This is a genomic window from Micromonospora sp. HNM0581, from assembly GCF_012726175.1.
Taxonomy (GTDB): domain Bacteria; phylum Actinomycetota; class Actinomycetes; order Mycobacteriales; family Micromonosporaceae; genus Micromonospora.
The window spans coordinates 21063-37933 of sequence record NZ_JAASAD010000025.1 but is presented as its reverse complement, the minus strand read 5'-3'; the positions used below and the strand labels follow the sequence as shown (position 1 = coordinate 37933).

At 69.0% G+C, this 16871-nt stretch carries 13 protein-coding genes and 2 pseudogenes; 6 read left to right on the top strand and 9 right to left on the bottom strand.

What is annotated here, in order from left to right; genetic code table 11:
• Both HCA58_RS23725 and HCA58_RS21675 read right to left on the bottom strand, forming a co-directional pair.
• A pseudogene (locus tag HCA58_RS23725) lies at positions 1-121 on the bottom strand (DUF6444 domain-containing protein); the annotation flags it as partial.
• A gap of 95 nt (positions 122-216) precedes the next feature.
• Positions 217-696 carry a hypothetical protein gene (locus HCA58_RS21675; protein WP_169599735.1) on the bottom strand — a complete coding sequence of 160 codons (480 nt, stop codon included), beginning with the start codon at positions 694-696 and terminating at the stop codon, positions 217-219.
• A gap of 363 nt (positions 697-1059) precedes the next feature.
• On the opposite strand from HCA58_RS21675, the gene HCA58_RS21670 reads away from it, so the two are divergent.
• Positions 1060-1428 carry a DNA-binding protein gene (locus HCA58_RS21670; RefSeq protein ID WP_169599733.1) on the top strand — a complete coding sequence of 123 codons (369 nt, stop codon included), beginning with the start codon at positions 1060-1062 and terminating at the stop codon, positions 1426-1428.
• A 67-nt stretch (positions 1429-1495) separates the two neighbouring features.
• On the opposite strand, the gene HCA58_RS21665 is transcribed toward HCA58_RS21670, so the two are convergent.
• On the bottom strand, positions 1496-2884 hold the full coding sequence (locus HCA58_RS21665; RefSeq protein ID WP_205809345.1) for a hypothetical protein: 1389 nt from the start codon (positions 2882-2884) through the stop codon (positions 1496-1498).
• Between the two features lie 214 nt (positions 2885-3098).
• On the opposite strand from HCA58_RS21665, the gene HCA58_RS21660 reads away from it, so the two are divergent.
• Positions 3099-4559 (top strand): site-specific integrase, encoded by a 1461-nt coding sequence (locus HCA58_RS21660; RefSeq protein ID WP_169599731.1) that lies wholly within the window; start codon positions 3099-3101, stop codon positions 4557-4559.
• 83 nt (positions 4560-4642) lie between these two features.
• Complete coding sequence (locus tag HCA58_RS21655; protein WP_169599729.1) at positions 4643-5467, top strand: class I SAM-dependent methyltransferase; 825 nt, start codon at positions 4643-4645, stop codon at positions 5465-5467.
• A 247-nt stretch (positions 5468-5714) separates the two neighbouring features.
• Here the strand turns inward: HCA58_RS21655 and HCA58_RS21650 are convergent, their stop codons facing one another.
• The 5 genes from HCA58_RS21650 to HCA58_RS21630 all read right to left on the bottom strand — a co-directional run bounded on the left by HCA58_RS21650 (position 5715) and on the right by HCA58_RS21630 (position 10696).
• Positions 5715-6584, bottom strand: coding sequence for a hypothetical protein (locus tag HCA58_RS21650; protein ID WP_169599727.1), 870 nt, complete (start codon positions 6582-6584; stop codon positions 5715-5717).
• A 285-nt stretch (positions 6585-6869) separates the two neighbouring features.
• Positions 6870-7538, bottom strand: coding sequence for an N-acetyltransferase (locus tag HCA58_RS21645; protein WP_169599725.1), 669 nt, complete (start codon positions 7536-7538; stop codon positions 6870-6872).
• A gap of 42 nt (positions 7539-7580) precedes the next feature.
• A complete protein-coding gene (locus HCA58_RS21640) occupies positions 7581-8264 on the bottom strand; it encodes a GPP34 family phosphoprotein (RefSeq protein WP_169599723.1) in 684 nt (227 codons plus the stop codon).
• 15 nt (positions 8265-8279) lie between these two features.
• Positions 8280-9293 (bottom strand): acetamidase/formamidase family protein, encoded by a 1014-nt coding sequence (locus HCA58_RS21635; protein ID WP_169599721.1) that lies wholly within the window; start codon positions 9291-9293, stop codon positions 8280-8282.
• The gene (locus HCA58_RS21630; protein ID WP_169599719.1) at positions 9290-10696 is read right to left on the bottom strand and encodes an APC family permease; all 1407 of its coding nucleotides are present in this window, start codon (positions 10694-10696) and stop codon (positions 9290-9292) included. Before HCA58_RS21630 ends, HCA58_RS21635 begins: the two co-directional genes overlap by 4 nt.
• A gap of 283 nt (positions 10697-10979) precedes the next feature.
• On the opposite strand from HCA58_RS21630, the gene HCA58_RS21625 reads away from it, so the two are divergent.
• From HCA58_RS21625 to HCA58_RS21615, 3 genes and pseudogenes are all read left to right on the top strand, one after another.
• Entirely contained in the window at positions 10980-12212 is a 1233-nt protein-coding gene (locus tag HCA58_RS21625; RefSeq protein WP_169599717.1) for a helix-turn-helix transcriptional regulator, read from the top strand.
• 3 nt (positions 12213-12215) lie between these two features.
• On the top strand, positions 12216-12932 hold the full coding sequence (locus HCA58_RS21620) for a creatininase family protein (protein ID WP_169599715.1): 717 nt from the start codon (positions 12216-12218) through the stop codon (positions 12930-12932).
• Positions 12933-13818: 886 nt separating this feature from the next.
• Positions 13819-15013: pseudogene (locus HCA58_RS21615) on the top strand (prolyl oligopeptidase family serine peptidase).
• Here the strand turns inward: HCA58_RS21615 and HCA58_RS21610 are convergent.
• Positions 14986-16371, bottom strand: coding sequence for a helix-turn-helix transcriptional regulator (locus HCA58_RS21610; protein WP_169599713.1), 1386 nt, complete (start codon positions 16369-16371; stop codon positions 14986-14988). The pseudogene HCA58_RS21615 and the gene HCA58_RS21610 overlap by 28 nt on opposite strands.
• Positions 16372-16871 lie beyond the last annotated feature (500 nt).

Sequence of the window (16871 nt, the reverse complement as noted above, 5' to 3'; positions counted from 1 at the left end):
TGCCCTTGCCCGGCTGCCGGGCTGGGCGACTGAGACCGTCCGACGAGGGAGGCTTCGACGAGTTCGAGGAGTTCAACCCCAACCGGCGTTTCAGCTCAGTGTTCTCCGCTTCCAGTCGATCAACCCGTTCCCGCAGCTCAACCAGCATCGCGACCAGATCCTCGTACGAGGGCGGGACCTGCGGAACGGACGACACCTCGTGATCATGCCAGCCGATCAACCAGAGTGGACAACCGGCCGGGGACTCACCTCAAGCTGAATACGTACCAGGGTTCGTCCGTCGAGGCAGCGTCCGAGATCTACCCAGTTGGCGTCATGACGCGACCTAAAGGTTTCAACACGTTCAACGCGCGTCGAAGCGACGTCGAAGGTGTCAGAGCACGGGAAACACCTGAAGCGGGGCGATTCACGTTTGCGTCTCTTGATGTTCGCGCCGTTGCAGTAAGGGCACCGGTAGAGAATCTTCTCCGCCCAGCCCGTCTCGATCTCCTCGATTACGGAGGCGCCAATGACCGCTTCCTTGTCCCAGAGGACGATCCGATCGCCGATAGCTACGGTCCGGGCGTTCGGAACGGTGTCGTCCCAGCTGTAGTGAACGTCGGGGTCGTCGTCGTAGCCGTCATTGCCACCATGCTGTCGATCCGTACCGACAGCCAGCATCAGCCACGCCTTCGGCGGACCATCAGCCATGGTCACGGTTCGCCTCCCCTCCGCGTCCACCGGAGAGCAACGTAGCGGGTGGGTGCGTCACGATGAAAGCGCCAAGCCCGCGGACGCCCGCTGGGAGCTGCTGCTCAGCCGGTCCGCGCCGGAAACCACGCAGGCCGGCCGGCACGGCAACCCGTCCTCGCGCCGCCGTTTGTGGAGTGGCTCATGGGCCTCGACCCAGGCCACGCCACCGACCCCGGTCTGGGGCTGCCGCGTGCCTCCACAGCCTCACCTTTGAAAGCGCAACGCCATTCCGATGGCTGGCGCCTGCGGAGAGCGAGCCCTCATCTGAAACCCGAAACCCCACCCCTGCAACTGGGGACCGCGATTCTCCGAGTAGGAGCCAAGCCCATGCGGTCAGCACGACGAACCCGCAACCCCGCCCCCGCCGCCGACCCAGGCAGCGACGGCGCTCCCTGCACCTGGACCACCGAGCGCATCCTGGCGCTCGGGGCGACAACGGACCTCGCCACCGCCGCCGCCATCCTCGGCATCTCCCGCTCGGCGGCCTACAAGCTGGCCGCCCGCGACGCCTTCCCGGTGCCCCTGTTCCGGGCCGGCGCGTACTACCGCGTGCCGACCGCCCCGATCCTGCGGAAACTGCACCTCGGGTCCCCACCGGTATCCACGGCTGATGGCCCCGACAGAGCGGGTGCCGACGAGGACGGCGGGCATTCGGGCGCGGACAGGGACACCACGAGCTGCAGCCCTCCGCCGTGACCCCGCCCGGGCAGTACGCCTGTGCACCGGCACGGCTCCGTACGCCGTGCCGGTGCAGTCGCGCCGACTACTGCTCGACGACGCCGGAGAGGAGCCCGACCAGGGCGCGGCACAACACCCGCTCGATGTCATCCACGACGGCTGACAGGTCCTCTGTCGGCTGACCGGTCAGCGTATGCAGTTCCCACCTGCTCGGGTCGTCGCCGTGCATCTCGTCGTTGCGGAGCCGGTATCCCAGACGCAGGAGTGCCTCGAGCCGCTCGGGCGGCGCCTGCAGGACAGGGTCGTCCGCCAAGAGCGCGGTCGCTCCGGCAACGACCTTGTCCTGCTTCCAACGATCCGCTGGCAGGCCTGGCAGTTTGATGAACAACACTTCGGCGCAGACGATCAGGTCGATGAGCCGGTCGGTCGGCACCCGGTCGGCCCCGGCCAGGACCAGCCGGCGCAGCGCGGTTTGCAGACCCCGGTTCGCCCAGACCGCGGGATGCGCGAGGAGGTCGTACACCTCGCGCACCGCCTCAACCTGCTCTCGCCCAAGGATTGTCGGTCGCTCCTCGTCGAAGGCGGGCAGCGCCGACAGTGACGCCGTCGGCCCCAGTCCCTGGGGAAAGTCGTCGTCCGGTGGGCAGCTGATCGCCCGAGTCGCGGTGACGGACCCGCCGCACACCAGCCGAAGCGCAGCCACGAGACGGCTGGCTGGCTCGACCAGCGCGCCTGAATCCGGCGCCGTCGGTTGGGCGGGTACGTCCATGGCTGAGCACACCGGGTACGAGGTGCAGCGGGTGAGGGCCCACTGGTGGAACCGCGACACGGTCACCGAGTTCGGGCCGCCCGCGAAGGCGATCGGCACCGCGAGGTAGCCGATCGCGGCGCTCATCTGCCGGTCGCTCATCGCTTGCAGCACCAGGCCGTCCGGCAACGTGACCGCCTCGATGCCCGCGGTGGGGGTGAAGGCGTTGAGCGGGACCACCTCGACCAGCCGCGCCCGCGTGGCCAGCAGACCGTCCTCCAACCTGCTGTACGCGGCGTCGAATGCCTCCTGGTCGAACCGGTAACCCCCGACGGCGGCAACCATGGGTTCGAGGACGTGCTTAACCAGCGTCCACCCCAGTTGCCGGAGCGTGAGGGCGAACTCCACGCCGACGAGGCAATCCACCCGCTCGCGCAGCACCTCATCGGCGGCCACGACGGCCCGCACCGCCCCGATCTCGGCGAAGGTGTCCAAGAACCGGTAGTCGGTGACCCGAGCCGGCATCTGCCAGGCGCCGCGGCGGATCGCGACGAACGACTCCTGTCCGTGGCGGTGCCACTCGCCGAAGTCGGGAACGGTCGCGAACACCGGCACGCCGTCGCGAGCGGCCAAGTCGCCGAGCACCGCCGCCATCAACTGGCCCACTGCCGCGTGCAGCTGTGGGCGCCGCACTCGGCCCCTCGCCACGTCATCTGTCGCCACCATTGGCCGTCCTCCATGCCCGATCTCACGCGAACCGGACAGGATCCCAGACTCCGCAGCAGGGCGCATCTGACTTTCGCCGGTCACCGGCCCCAGCGGATGGACCACCCACCGGACCTGGAACCGCGGCGACTTGATCGTGGCCGCCGGTCACGCGTGGATGTCGATCGACCAAACCGATGCCCCATCACCCAGACGAACGGGAGCACCACCTCCGATGCCAGACGGAAGCATCTTCAAGCGCTGCGGTTGCCGCCACCCCGACACCGGCAAGCCACTGGGAAACGACTGCCCGAAACTACGCCGCGCGAACCGAGCCTGGAGCTCCGACCACGGCCATTGGGCCTACCAGCTCGAACTACCACCCACCACCGACGGCGGGCGCCGGCAGCTACGCCGCTCCAGCTTTCCCACCCGGCGTGCCGCCGCCGACGAACTCGACCACGCCCGCGACCTGCTCGCCCTCGCCGACGGTGACCGGCGCCGCCGTACCGAGATCGCCGACCTGCTGCAAACCGCCGTACGCGCCAAACGTCCCCTGCCCGAGGTCGACCGCATCCGCCAGCGGCTGCGCGGCGACGGTGCGCTCGCCGACATGCCCACCGTCGCCGAGTACCTCACCGGCTGGCTGACACACCTCACGATCGACGCGAACACGCAGCGCGGCTACGAATCGATCGCGCGGGTCCACTTGATCCCACACCTGGGCGACATCCCGCTGGACAAGCTGCGCGCCACCCACATCCGCGCCATGATCGCCGCCATCGAGCGCCGCAACGACGAGATCGCCGCCGCGAAGGCGAGCAGCGACCCAGTCATCCGCGCGTCCGTCACCGGCGTGCGACCCACTGGTGCCACCACACGCCAGCGCATCCGCGCCTGTCTGCGCAAAGCGATCAACGACGCCCTCGCCGACGAACTCATCGTCGGCGCCAACCCCGCCGCCCTGGTCCAGGTCCCCGCCGACCGGCCCCTGCCGATCGTGTGGGAGGACGAACGCGTGCAACGGTGGAAGGCCACCGGCGAGGTCCCCGGACCGGTGATGGTCTGGACCGACTCCCAAGTCGTGCAGTTCCTCGACTACGCCGCCGTTCACGCCCCCGACCTGCACCCAATGTGGCACTACATGGCCTACCGCGGTCCCCGCCGCGGCGAGGCGTGCGGCCTGCGGGACAGCGAGGTGCGGCTGCACCGCCGCGAGACCACCATCAACAACCAGATCGCCACCCACGGCTACACCGCCGTGCAGAAACCACCGAAGAGCAGGGCCGGAAACCGCGACGTCGCCCTCGACACGGACACGACCAAAGTCCTCACCGCCTACAAGGCCCGCCGGGCCGCCTGGCAACTCGCCGCCGGCGACACATGGCCCGACACCGGCCTGTTCTTCGTCCGCCCGGACGGGAAGCCGTGGCACCCCAACGCCGTCACTCAACGGTTCCGCAAGCTCGTCCGCAAGGCCGGGATGCCCCCGATCCGGCTGCACGACCTGCGCCACAGTGCCGCCACCATCGCCCTCGACGCCGGCATCGACATCAAGGTCGTCTCCGAGCAACTCGGCCACTCCACCACGACCCTGACCCGCGACACCTACCAGAGCGTCACCAAACAACTGCACCAGGACGCCGCCGATGCTGTCGCGAAGAAGATCAACCAGAAACGCCGCAAGGCAGGGTGAAACCCGTTCTCGGCGAAGCGGCAGCGGACGGCCGCGTGCGGTCGGGCCGGCCCCGGTCGCGCCCGACCGAATACGCTCGCGACGTGAGCGGTGACGACCAGTTGCTGAGCCGGCGGGGCAGCTTCGACGAGGACCCGGACAATTACCAGGCGGCTCGGCCGGGATACCCACCGCGTGTGTACGAGGTGCTTGCCGAGTGCGGGCTGCGACCGGGTACGCGCGTCCTGGAGATCGGACCTGGAACCGGTCAGGTGACCCGTCCCCTCGTGGACTCCGGTGCGTCGGTGCTGGCGGTGGAACTCGGTGGCCGGCTGGCGGCCCGGCTGCGAACGAACCTGGCCGGCCACGACGTGACCGTCGTCGAGGGCGACTTCACCACCGTGCCGCTGCCCGACGACACCTTCGACCTGGCCGTCTGCGCCACCGCCTTCCACTGGCTGAACGCGGGCGCGGCGGTGCGACGGCTGGCCCGCCTGGTGCGGCCGGGCGGAGGGTTGGCGGTGTGGTGGACGGTCTTCGGTGATCCCGACCGTAGCCCGCCCTGGCGCGCGGAGCTGGACGCGGTGTACCGACGATGGCTACCGGGGCAGGGGCGCGGCCCTGCCAGTGTGCCAGCGCCGCTGCGGGTCGCCGAGCGCACGGCGGAACTGCGGGCAGGTGACTGGTTCGGCCCCGTCGAGGTCGAGATGATTCGCTGGGAGCACCGGCTGACCCCGCACGGCGCGCGGGGGCTGTGGGGGACCTTCCCGAACGTACGCGAGTTAAGCACTGACCAGCGGGAGGCATTCCTCGACGGCGTTGCCGAGGTGGTCGCCCGCCAACCCGGCGCGACGGCGACCGACAATTACGTCACCGTGCTGTACACGGCGCCGCGCCGAAATCACGATGCCGTTCCAGCCAGCCCCTGAAATCGGGCAGCGGACGCCCGAGGGGCACCAGCGATCTGTGCCCCTTCGACAGGGCCTGAGCTAGCCGGGCCTGCTGAAGCGGGACACCACCACCGAGCCGTTCGAGGAGCCGGTCTCGCTGGCGCGGACCGTTCTGGGCTGGCTGCGGACCGAACAGCGGTCATCCCGTCTCCGGGTGGTGGTGTTGCTGCTCGGCGCGAGTCCGCCCAGACAAGCTGCCCCGGTGGTGGTGGACAGGTGCGGGCGCCTAGCTGGTGCCGGGCGTGGCGGACGTTGCGATGTGTGTGGGATGACCCGGTGGGCCGGTAGCTGTGGTGTGCATGCGGTATAGGACGGCTGTCATGCGCGCGATGGCGGGGTGGTGGGGATGGACACGGCGGTGATCGGCGATGGTCCGGGCGAGGAGTTGCTGCGCCGGTTCCTGGCGGCCGTGTTCGTGCAGGACGACGGCGAGGGTGGCCAGTAGCGCGGCGGCACGGGCGGTCGCGGTGTCCAGGGCGAGCCTGCCGCTGGTGGGGTCGATGTGCAGAAGCCCGCTGTGCAGGACGTCGATGGCACGCTCGGGCTTGTTGCCGGCGGCGTGGCGCTGGGCCAGGTGCAGACGCTGGGCCATGGCCATCATCGGGCCGGTGATCTGCCGGGAGACGGCCCTCCAGGTGATGTGCAGGTCTGTACCGGTCGCGCCGACGGTGACGCGTTGGATCGGGCCGAGCGCGTAGGAGGCGGCCTGGGTCGTCTTGCCGGTTGGAACGAGGTGTGGGGTGCGGTGCAGGACCACTGCGGCCACGGCGTCGCGGATCTCGTCGGCCGGGACTGGTGTGCGCCCGCAGGACGGCGCGCACAGGTATGCCCTGCCGCAGCCGGGCAGTTGGATGAGAATCATGGATCGCGTGCAGGTGTGGCAGGCCAGGAGGTCGAGTGGCACGGGCGTGGCCTGCACGGCTCGGGCACGCGAGACCCATTCCTCGACCGTCGCCGGCGACAGACCGTGGCTGCGGGCGATGTCCCGGGCCGCTTGGTGCAGGCCGTAAACGGCGGCGTGCTCGATGACAGCGGCGACGACGTCGGCGACGAAGGCGGGTGTCCACGCGGTGAGGGCCGGGGTCCGCGTCGGCATCTGCGTTCCTTCCTGCTGTTGATGTTCGGGTGGTGGGGTGCGTGTAGCACCGCTGGAGTGGTGTAGGCGGTAGTGGCCGAGGGTTGCGCATTCGGGCGGAGGGTGGCCGGCGGCGACAGCGGGGGACTGTCGTCGCCGGCCACATCGGTCGCCGCTACCGTCCCTCCACGGGCGGTCGACCGGCTTGAACGCCCCGATGTGGGTCCAATGCAGATGGCCGCCGGCGATGCCCGACGGTGATGGAGAAACTCGGTGTGAGCTGTCACCTGAGCGTTCGCATCCTGCCTAGCGTTGTGCGTCGGACTTGGCGCGCGCTGCGGCGGTGACGTTCGCCGACGTGGCGGTGTTCACGGGCCAGGAGCCGCGGGCCGGGTGAGGGTTGCGGCGCATCGGAGCGATGACCGGCCCGTCGGGCAGCGTGAGCGCGGGTCTCGGGAGGTAGCCGTGCCGGCGGTACACGTCCTGGCTGCCGTGAATGGGTTCGGTCCAGGAGGGCATGTCGATGCTGTCGAGGCGGCTCTCGTGGTGGGTGAGCATCGCCGCGGCGGCATCGCGCCGTCGGGCGGCGGGAAGGACGGCGAGAACTGCCAGGTGGTAGTGAGGTTCGGTGGGTCGGACCTGGGTGAGTATGTGGTCGAGGAGTTCGAACTGGCGCGCGTGCGGTCCGGCGGCGTCGGCCAGTCGGCTGTGGTAGTTCAACGGTGGCGGGATGCTGCGGTAGCGGTGAAACCCCATCGTGGCGGCGCTCAGGTCGTCGGTGATGTGGATGTCGCCGAAGAACATGGCGTGTTCCACCCAGATGACCGCCACGTCGGCCAGCATCCGCCGTCGGCAGGTCGGGTCGGGCACCAGCCACTGGGCGAGCGGGCCGGAGTGCAGGGCGTCGGCGATCAGCGCAGCGACGGGTTCCCTGTCCGCCCATCGGGCGGCACGGATACGCGGATTGACGTCCATGAGATGCCTCCAAGGGCAGCGGATCGGGTGGAATGGTGCGGCTCACCGGTAGGCGGCGGTGGCGAGGTCCCCGACGGCAGCGTCGACCGCGGCGGTGATGTCGCGTACCTGCCGGTGGTGCTGCGCGGCGATGGTGCGTAGTTGCACGGTGAGGGCGGCGATGTCGTCGGCGAGGTACAGGTGGTTGGTCAGACCGAGGGTCGCGACGAGGCCGCCGAGGGCGGCGGTGTGGTTGTCGGGCTGGTCACGGCCGGCGGCGATGTAGTGCAGCCGGGCGCGGGCGACGACCGGCCACTTGAGGTCCGTGGGCAGGTAGCGGTCGGTGCGGGCGAGCCCGCCGAGGCGGCGACGCACGTCGTGGCGCAGGATCCCGCCAGCGTGCAGGCCGGCGCGGGTGCGGTCGTACAGGTCGTCGGCGAACCCGCGCAGCCACCCCCGCAGCGGTGGGGTCGGGTGGGCGTAGCGGATGGAGGCTAGGGCGGTGTCGGCAATCAGGTCCCCGACCGGCCGGTCCAGGTGCAGCCACAGCCGCTGCTCCCCTTTCGGCCCGGTGTCGTCGGTGGTGTCGAGGGCGATCCGTCCGGCCAGGAACAGGTCGATCAGCACTGCACCAGCCAGGCCGAGGGCGAGTGCCTGGCGGTGGATGTGCGGCTGGCCGGTGTCGTCGTCGTGACCGAGCAGGAACAACTCGTCCCGCAACGGCAACTGCTGGATGGACGAGGTCATCTGGATCCCGTCCCCTTACCGTGGCCCACCGGCGTGCTGCCGGAGGCGGGCGTGCATCCCGTAGTAGGCGGCCTGCGGCTGCGGAAGCAGCAGCTTGTCGACGGCGGCGAGGACGGTGTAGTTCGGGTCGCAGACGTTGCCGATCGGCGCCCTTCCCGCCTGCGACACCAACTGGTAGGCGTCGAGCTGCTCCAGGCCGGTGAGGTCACCCACCCAGCCGACCATGTCGCGGTGCGCTATCCGGTAGGCGTCCTCCAACGGGCGGGCGCAGCCGACCGACATGATCGACGCGTCGGTCTCCAGGCGGGGCCACACCGTCGGGACGCCTTTGATGACCTCGATGATCAGGGTGGTGGTTGTGGCGATCTCCACCCCGACGCCGCAGACCTCACCTTCGCCCTGGCGGGCGTGGCCGTCGCCGAGGGCGAGCATCGCCCCGTGCACGTTCACCCCCAGGTACAGGGTGGTGCCGGCGCGCAGCTCCGGTGTGTCGAGGTTCCCGCCATGGCTGTCGGGCACGATGGTCGAACGCGACTCGAAACCGCCCGGGGCCACGCCGATGGTGCCGATCATCGGGTCCAGCGGCAGGTCAACTGTGTGGTCGCTGTCGGTGGCGTGGAAGCGGACCGTGCCGGCCTGCTGGTCAATGTCGTACACCCACACCCGCTCCTCGAGAGGCGGCTGCAGGGTCGCCGTATGTGAGGTGGAGGTGAGTGCCCCGAAGTGCGGGAACGTCGAGGAGACTCCCCAGTCGCGGGCCGGAACGATCGAGGCGAGGTGGACGGCGAGGGTGTCGCCTGGCTCTGCGTCCTCGACGAAGAACGGCCCGCACACGGGGTTTAGGTAGGGCATGCGGCACACCTGCGACGGCAGGTCCGCCGGGCCGCGGACGAGGCCGCCGAAGCAGTCCTCGGTGTGCACCTGCAGGATGTCACCGGAGCGGATGTGGGCTACGGGCATCCGGCCACCGAAGGTGTAGGCTAGCTCGTCGCGGGCGGGCCGGTAGCTGATCGCGTCCATGGTCGTCACACCCGCTCGACGTGGCGGGCCTGCGGCTGCGCGGGCGCCAGACCCGACAGGGCTGGCCGGCGACCGGTCAGGTACAGGCCGGCGAGTACGACCATGCCGAGGACGAGCCAGGCCAGACCGAGACGCTGCGCGGCGATGTTCGCGTTGACCACGACGTAGGCGAGGATCGCGAAGCCGATACCGGGCATGACGAGGTGTGCCCACCAGTTGCGGCTGCGCTGGCGGATGAGGTGGTGCACGACGACGGAGACGTGCAGGAGCAGGAACGCGACCATCGCCCCGAAGTTGATCAGCGACGACAGCAGCGTGATCCCGTCGGCGCGGGTCGCCATGTACAGGCCCAGCGCGAGGGACACGACGCCCGTGAGCAGGGTCGCGTTGATCGGCACGTTGCGGCGGATCGACACCTTCGCCAGGAAGCCGGGAAGCTGCCGGTCCCGGGCCATCGCGTACAGCAGCCGGGACGTGGCGACCTGCGCGACCATCGAGTTCGGCAGGCCCCACGCGATCGCGGTCGCGACCGCGCACAACGTTGCCAGCCAGCCTCCGCCAGCCACCTGCGCGGCATCGTAGAAGGCGGTGCCGTTCGGATCACCGTCACTGAGCAGCGAGGCCGGCTCGGCGACGAGCATCGCGGCCAGCCACGTCTGCGCGATGAACAGCACGCCGGCCAGGACGAGGACGGCGGCCATCGCCCGGCCGATCTGCCGGGAGCCACCCTTAGTCTCCTCCGCCAACATGGAGATGCCGTCGAAGCCGAGGAAGGACAGCACCGCGATCGACACCGCCCCCGCGACGAGCGACCAGGTGAAGGTGTCGGCGTTGTAGAACGCATCCCAACTGAACCGGCCCCTGCCCGTTGCGACGGCCCAACCGGCGACGGCGAGGAAGATCGCCAGGACGATCAGCTCGCCGACGAGCATCACCCGGGTCACCATCGCGGTCATCCGGATCCCCACCGAGTTGACGACCGTGTTGACCGCGACGAAGCCGAGCAACCACAGCCACACCGGCACGGCCGGCACGGTGGAGTGCATCGCGACCGACGCCACCAGGTACAGCAGGCCCGGTACGAGGACGTAGTCGAGCAGGATCACCCAGCCAGCCAGGAACCCGACCGGCGCGCTGATGCCTCGGCCGGCGTAGTTGTAGACACTGCCGGACATGGGGAACGCCTTGACCATCTGCGCGTACGAGAACGCGGTGAACACCAGCGCGACCACGCCGACCGTGTACGCCAGGGCCACCATCCCGCCGGAGCCGGCGTACACGCTGCCGAAGATCGCCATCGGCGCGATCGGCACCATGTACACCAGGCCGTACGCGACCAGGTCCCGGAACCGTAGTTGACGGCTCAACTCCTGCCGATAGCCATATTTGGAGAGGTCGTTCTGGGAACTCATCAGACTCCTCAAGCTTTTTGGTCCTGGCTAATCACGCTATTTCGCAGCTCATTCGTCAGCGAAGGCAATTGATTCTTCGATCTTGAACCGCCACAAACGATTTCGTCGAGCATGTGAACGGGTATCTCGACAACGAGAATTGCCCACCGGGTTAGGTGAGTCGATACCGTTGATGCGGACATACGGTGTTGTCCGCATGCAACTGTCCGCGTAGCGTTCGACCACGTACGGTCAGACCTGTCCGGATCCGGCAGCGACGGACAGACGGCACCCAGGAGTACCGGTGGCGCAAACTCCACGACGACTGACCCCGCATCGATCGGCGCTGCATGGGTTCGGTGCCGCGCTTCGGCAGTGGCGCGAGCGCCGCGGGCTGTCCCAGCGTGCTCTAGGCAGGCTGGTGCACGTCAGTGGGGACCTCATCGGCAAGGTGGAGAAGGCCGAACGTTGGCCGTCCGCCCGCTTCGTCGAGTCGTGTGAGGGCGCACTGCAGACAGGTGGCGAGCTGGTCCGCTTCCTGGCAGACCTGGAGAGTGCGCGCCGCCTCACCAGTGTCGGCTACCGCTTGGCCGAGGGCGCGGAGGGCCAACTCCGGGCCTCCATCGATCACCCCGACAAGGCCGACCTGCTCCGCTCGTGGCACGAGCAGCTCGCCAGTCTGGCCGTTGCCGGAAACCGCACCGGATATGTAGGGATGGCGTCCACTGCCCATGCGCAGATTGGCGTCGCAGCCGCCATCGGGCGGCGAAGCCGTTCAGCCGACCGCCGAGACGTACTAATCGCGCAGGCGCTGTGGGCGGAGTTCCTCAGCTGGATCGACGAGCAGGGCGACGCCGCCGAGGCTGACGCATGGCTGCGACGCGCCCAGCGGCACGCCGTCGAAGCGAACGCGCCGGCGCTTGCCAGCTATGTCCTGATGAGGCAGAGCCAACGAGCCCTTGAGCGCTTCGACCCGCGTAATGCTGCTGCCTTGGCGCAGCGGGCACTGGACGAGGTTCGGTTACCAGGCCGCATCCGCGCTCTACTGCTGGTCCGCCAGGCCCAGGCCTACGCGATGGGAGGTGACCAGAACGCCTGCGCAGCCACCATCAACCAGGCGCACAGGATCGCCGGCCGCGCCGATTGGGGCTCGGCGTTGCCGGTCGATGTTGGTGCCCACTGCGACCTGGTGTATGTGGCTGCCCACGAAGCGCAGTGCCGTCTGCTCCTCGGTCAACCGGCGGCTGCCGCCGATCTCTACGAGCAACTCCTGCGCCAATGGCCAGATCAGTGGCGCGTCGATGAGGCCCTGTGGCGATCGGCCTTGTCCACCGCCTACGTCAACAGTGGCGACGTTGAGCGCGCAGCGGTCGAGGCCACCAACGCATTGGCCTTGGCCACGGGTACCTCGTCCGCGCGGGCTCTGCGCTGGTTGAACCCGACAGCGGTGGCCCTGCGCCAGCAGACAGCCGTTCCGGAGGCGGCGACCTTCGTGCGCGCCTATCGGCAGGCCACTCTTGAAGCGTGCAACCATTAGCCCGTGGATCTGATCACGACGGCGACGAGCACCGAGGAGTCCGAGCGAGCGGCGTCCGTCGCGGTCCTTCCGGTCGGGAGCTTTGAACAGCACGGCGCCCACCTGCCGCTGCTGACGGACACTATCGTGGCATGCGCGATCGCGAAGGCAGTCGCCGAGCGCTATGACCTCTTTCTGCTGCCGCCCGTGACGATCTCCTGCTCCCACGAACACGCGGCGTGGCGTGGAACGGTCAGTATCAGCGCCACCACGCTCGCCGCCGTGGTCGGTGACATCGCCGCCTCCCTGCGTCAATCAGGCATCAATCAGCTCGCTGTGATCAACGGGCACGGCGGCAACTACGCGCTTGCCAACGTCGTTCAGGAAGCCAACGTCGCCGGACCGAGGATGACTCTGTTCCCCTCTCGGGCCGACTGGGACGACGCCCGAGTGGCCGCAGGCCTACACAGCACAGCCCACCAGGACATGCACGCGGGCGAGCTCGAGGTTTCGCTGCTCCTGCACGTCGCGCCAGAGGTGGTGCGTGACGGCTTCCAGCATGCCGACCATCTAGCGGACGATCGGCGTCACCTCCTCACGCAGGGCATGAGTGGCTACACCACCAGCGGCGTCATCGGCCTGCCGTCCCACGCCACCGCAGCCCAGGGCAAAGCCGTACTCGAAGATCTCGTTCGCTCCTTCGCCGACCATCACGGCCTCCTGTTGAGACACAAGGCATGATCAGGAGTGATGCTGAACGGGAGCTGTTGTCCGTATCGACTTTGCCCCCCGGGGAGAGCGATCGGGCGGAGGCAGTTTGCGGGGTGCTCCGGGGGCAGGGGAAGGGGCACGGCGCTCGGACGTAGAGTCGGCCGTCTAGGCCCGCACACCGGTACGAAAGACCTGGCAGTCCCGGTGTCCCGGCGACCGATTGACTAGACCGCCGTCGTCCGCCCCGCGTGCAGTTGTTCGAGGAGGACCCGTGAGGTCGGCTGACAGGATCGCTGAAGTGTCGGTGGAAGACGCCGTCCGCGCCTCGGTGAGCTACGACCAACTGCGTATGGGTGATGGCGCCCTGTACTGGCTGGAGAGCCGTCCCGACGCCGGCCGGGGCACGGCGGTGACACGGTGGCGGTCCGGCGAGGGCAAGCGTGATGTCAGTCCGAAGGGCTTTGATGTCGCCAGCGGCGTTCACGCGTACGGGGGTGGATCTTTCGCTGCTGCCAAGGGGACGCTGTGGTGCGCCGGCCGAGATGGCCTCTACCGGAGTCGTCGATCCGACGATCAACTCGAATTGATCGCTCATGGATCCTTCGGTGACCTGACAGTCGGCGACGGCGAGTTGCTGGCTGTGCGGGAGTCGGGGCAGGGTGACGAACTCGTCGCGGTGTCGCTCACCGGTGCTCCGAAGGTGCGAACTCTCGTCTCGTCCCCGGGGTTTCTTGGTGCGCCTCGACCGGGTCAGGGTTGGTTGGCCTGGACCAGGTGGAGCGAGCGCGACATGCCCTGGGACGCGTGTGAAATATGGGTGGCGTCCTACTCGCCGCGTCATCAGGTCGACGGCGCAGTGAGACTGGCCGGCGGTCCGGAGGAGTCTGCGGTGGAGCCGCGGTGGGGACCCGGCGCGTTGTACTTCGTTTCGGACCGCAGCGGCTGGTGGAACCTCTACCGCTGGGACGGCCACAGGGTGGAGGCGGTGGCGCCGATCGCGGGTGAGTGCGCTGCGGAGCCGTGGGAGTTGGGTTACGCGTCGTATGGCTTCCTCGACGATGGTCGGATTGTATTGGTTGTGCAGGAGGGGCCGCGACACCGCCTTGTCGTCATCGAGCCCGACGGCACTGTCCGCCCGGTCGACCTGCCGTACACGTCGATCAAGCCGTACCTCGCCCTCCGAGGGACGACGGCGGCGTTGATCGGATCATCGCCAACCGTAGCTCCACAGGTCGCGCTCGTAGACCTGGCTGACGCTGACCCCCAGGTGCAAGTGCAGGTGCTTGCCAGGCCGGAGCACGCCGCACTCGACCGCGCGCGAGTATCGACCCCAACGGAGCTGCGCGTCCGAGTGGCCAGTGGGCGGGAGGTCCTTGCCCTGGTGTATCCGCCGACGGGCGCGGCGGCGGACTGGCGGGCGCCGGTGATCGTCCGGGCGCATCCCGGGCCGACCGCGTCCTGCCAGCTGCGCCTGGACTGGCAGGCACAGTTCTTCACCAGCCGCGGGTTCGCCGTTGTTGATGTCGACTACCTGGGTAGCACTGGGTACGGCCGCGCTTTCCGGGAATCGCTGTACGGCCGGTGGGGCCTGGACGACGTCGGCGACTGCGCGGCGGTGGCGGTTCACCTGCTATCGACGGGACGGGCGGTGCCGGGTCAGGTGTTCATCCGTGGTGCCAGCGCCGGCGGATACACCGCGTTGCACGCGGTGACCCAGGACGGCCCGTTCGCCGCTGCCACCGCCGTGTCGGCGATCGTGGATCCTGACCAGTGGGCGCAGACGGTGCCCCGGTTCCAACGGGCGCACGCGATGCGGCTGCGAGGTGGTGCCGGCCGGGTCCGTGCCGCTGCTGTCCGACGGCCGGTGCTGCTCATTCATGGCACCGCCGACGAGGTGGCCGTGGTCGAGGATGTCCGCAAACTCGCCGACGAGTTGACGTCTCTCGGCATGGCACCTGAGGTGTTGCTTCTTGCCGATGTCGGCCACTATGTGGCGTCGTCCCGTCGAGCGGGCGCGGCGCTGGAGGCGGAGCTAGGTCACTACCGCTCGGTGATGGCGGATGCGGCCAACGACTAACGGGGGCTACACGGCCGCCAGCGGTAGTCGGTGACGCACGTACTCGCCGAACTCGCGGACCTCCGGCTCGCACCGGTAGGGCTCGAGGTCGGCCTGCACCTCGACGATGCGCTGCATACAGCGGTGTGAGGTGGTCCGTGCGGCGTGGTCGACTGCCTCGCGTGCGGTGGCGCAGGCTTCATCGATGCGGCCGGCGGCGGCCAGCGACGAGGCCAGGAGCGCGGTGTCGATGGCGAGTCGCCGGACGTGGGTGGGGCTCAGGGCGGTGAGGGCGTCGCCCAGGTGCCGTTGGGTGTGCTGCGGTCGGCCCAGGTCGTGGAAGCAGTGGGCGATCTCGTCGGCGAGGTACGCCGCGTCGAAGTACCCGATCCACGCCGGCTCGTCCTCGGGCTTGGCACGGGCCAGTTGCCTTTCCGCGATGTCGAGGTGGGCCAGGCAGTCGTCTTCGCGTCCAAGGCGGGCCTGCGTGCGCGCCACCACCGCGTGCAGCGCGGCTGCCACGGCGGGCGTCGCCTGGGTCTCGCTTCCTCTCACCGCCGTCAGCGCCATCCGGCGTGCCGGCTCGGGATGGCCGCAGTGCAACGCGAGGTGGCCGATGTTCACGGCGAGCAGATAGCTGCCGTACAGGCGGTCGTCGGCGGCTTCCGTCAGACGGAGAGCGCGGAGGTAGCGGCGCTGGGCGAGGCCATGGGCGCCGGTGTCGACCGCCTGGTACCCGCAGAGCTCGAAGAATCCCGCCGCCAGCGTGTAGAGGTGCCGGCCGACAGCCTCGGAGGTGGGAGTGTTCGCCAACAGCCGGTTCAGTTCGCCTTCGATATACCGCTGCACCTGCGCGTGAACTCGTCCGGCGCCATGGGTGTGGTCCAACTGCCTGAACATCGCCAGAGCGGTCTCCGCCGCATGAAGATCCTCGTCGTCAACCTGGTCAGGCAAGCCGGGTCTTCCGGCCACGGGCGGCCGGGGTCCCGCCGCAGCGTTCAGCCAGTCGAGGGCGGCGCGGTCGAGAACGCCGGGCTGGAAGGGAACACGGACGACCATGCCCGCCACCCCGGGCTTCTCCTCGAACTGGGTGGGCAGCAGGGTGTCTGCGTTGCCAGAGCCGCTCGGGGAAGTTGCCCGCTTGTTCTCGCTGTTGCGGCTTTCCTCGAGAAGAGGCAGCAGGCGGGTCAAGGCCCCTCCGGCCTTCAACGCCCTGTCGCAGGCCTCGACGAATTCCCGGGACGGGAAACGGTCCGCTGTCTCGATCCGACGCACCAGGTCGGCGCTGAAGCGGATCATCGCGCCGAGTCGCGCCTGGGAGAGGTTTGCCCGCTCCCGCAGCCGACGCAGCTCGGCTCCGAAGAAGTGACGCTCGGACAGGGACGGCTGGAGCATCCGCGGGGTCTGTCCCACAGCACCGCCTCCTCGTGACTGTTCGCACCACTATGGCGATGATCAGCGTGACTATCGCGCACATAGGGTCACTCGGTGTTCAGCGCGGCGCAACCACGAACACCGAGATGCACAGGTGCGGGAGACGCCAATCCGGTGGCGCAGATGCGGACAACCGCTTCGTCCGCATGCTCGGCATTCACTCCACCGGCTCGACGGGCGAGTGTGGAGACGCGCCGATGGCTGCTCGTCAGATCCGCCACCGACCTAGCACGGGAGGCTGCAGTGCAGCAGGAGTCCGCTCCGCGCCGCGATCTTGATAAACGGCGGCGCCCCGGCCTTCCCGCCGCACGAACGATCATGCCCATGGGCATCTGGGCGCTTACCCGGGCACCCATGAGCGCTAGCAGGACGCGACCTTCGACCGGCACCACATCGACGTGAGATACCCGTGTGACTCGGCGAGTCCAGCGGCTTGACGCTCTGTTGGGCCCGAAGAAGAGCGGTACGGCGGGCCACCC

What these genes read in the sequence shown, in the direction of transcription:
- HCA58_RS21670 (WP_169599733.1), top strand. Translation starts at nt 1,060, where the DNA reads ATGCGGTCAGCACGACGAACCCGCAACCCCGCCCCCGCCGCCGACCCA.
- HCA58_RS21665 (WP_205809345.1), bottom strand. Translation starts at nt 2,884, where the DNA reads ATGGTGGCGACAGATGACGTGGCGAGGGGCCGAGTGCGGCGCCCACAG.
- HCA58_RS21660 (WP_169599731.1), top strand. Translation starts at nt 3,099, where the DNA reads ATGCCAGACGGAAGCATCTTCAAGCGCTGCGGTTGCCGCCACCCCGAC.
- HCA58_RS21650 (WP_169599727.1), bottom strand. Translation starts at nt 6,584, where the DNA reads ATGCCGACGCGGACCCCGGCCCTCACCGCGTGGACACCCGCCTTCGTC.
- HCA58_RS21645 (WP_169599725.1), bottom strand. Translation starts at nt 7,538, where the DNA reads ATGGACGTCAATCCGCGTATCCGTGCCGCCCGATGGGCGGACAGGGAA.
- HCA58_RS21640 (WP_169599723.1), bottom strand. Translation starts at nt 8,264, where the DNA reads ATGACCTCGTCCATCCAGCAGTTGCCGTTGCGGGACGAGTTGTTCCTG.
- HCA58_RS21630 (WP_169599719.1), bottom strand. Translation starts at nt 10,696, where the DNA reads ATGAGTTCCCAGAACGACCTCTCCAAATATGGCTATCGGCAGGAGTTG.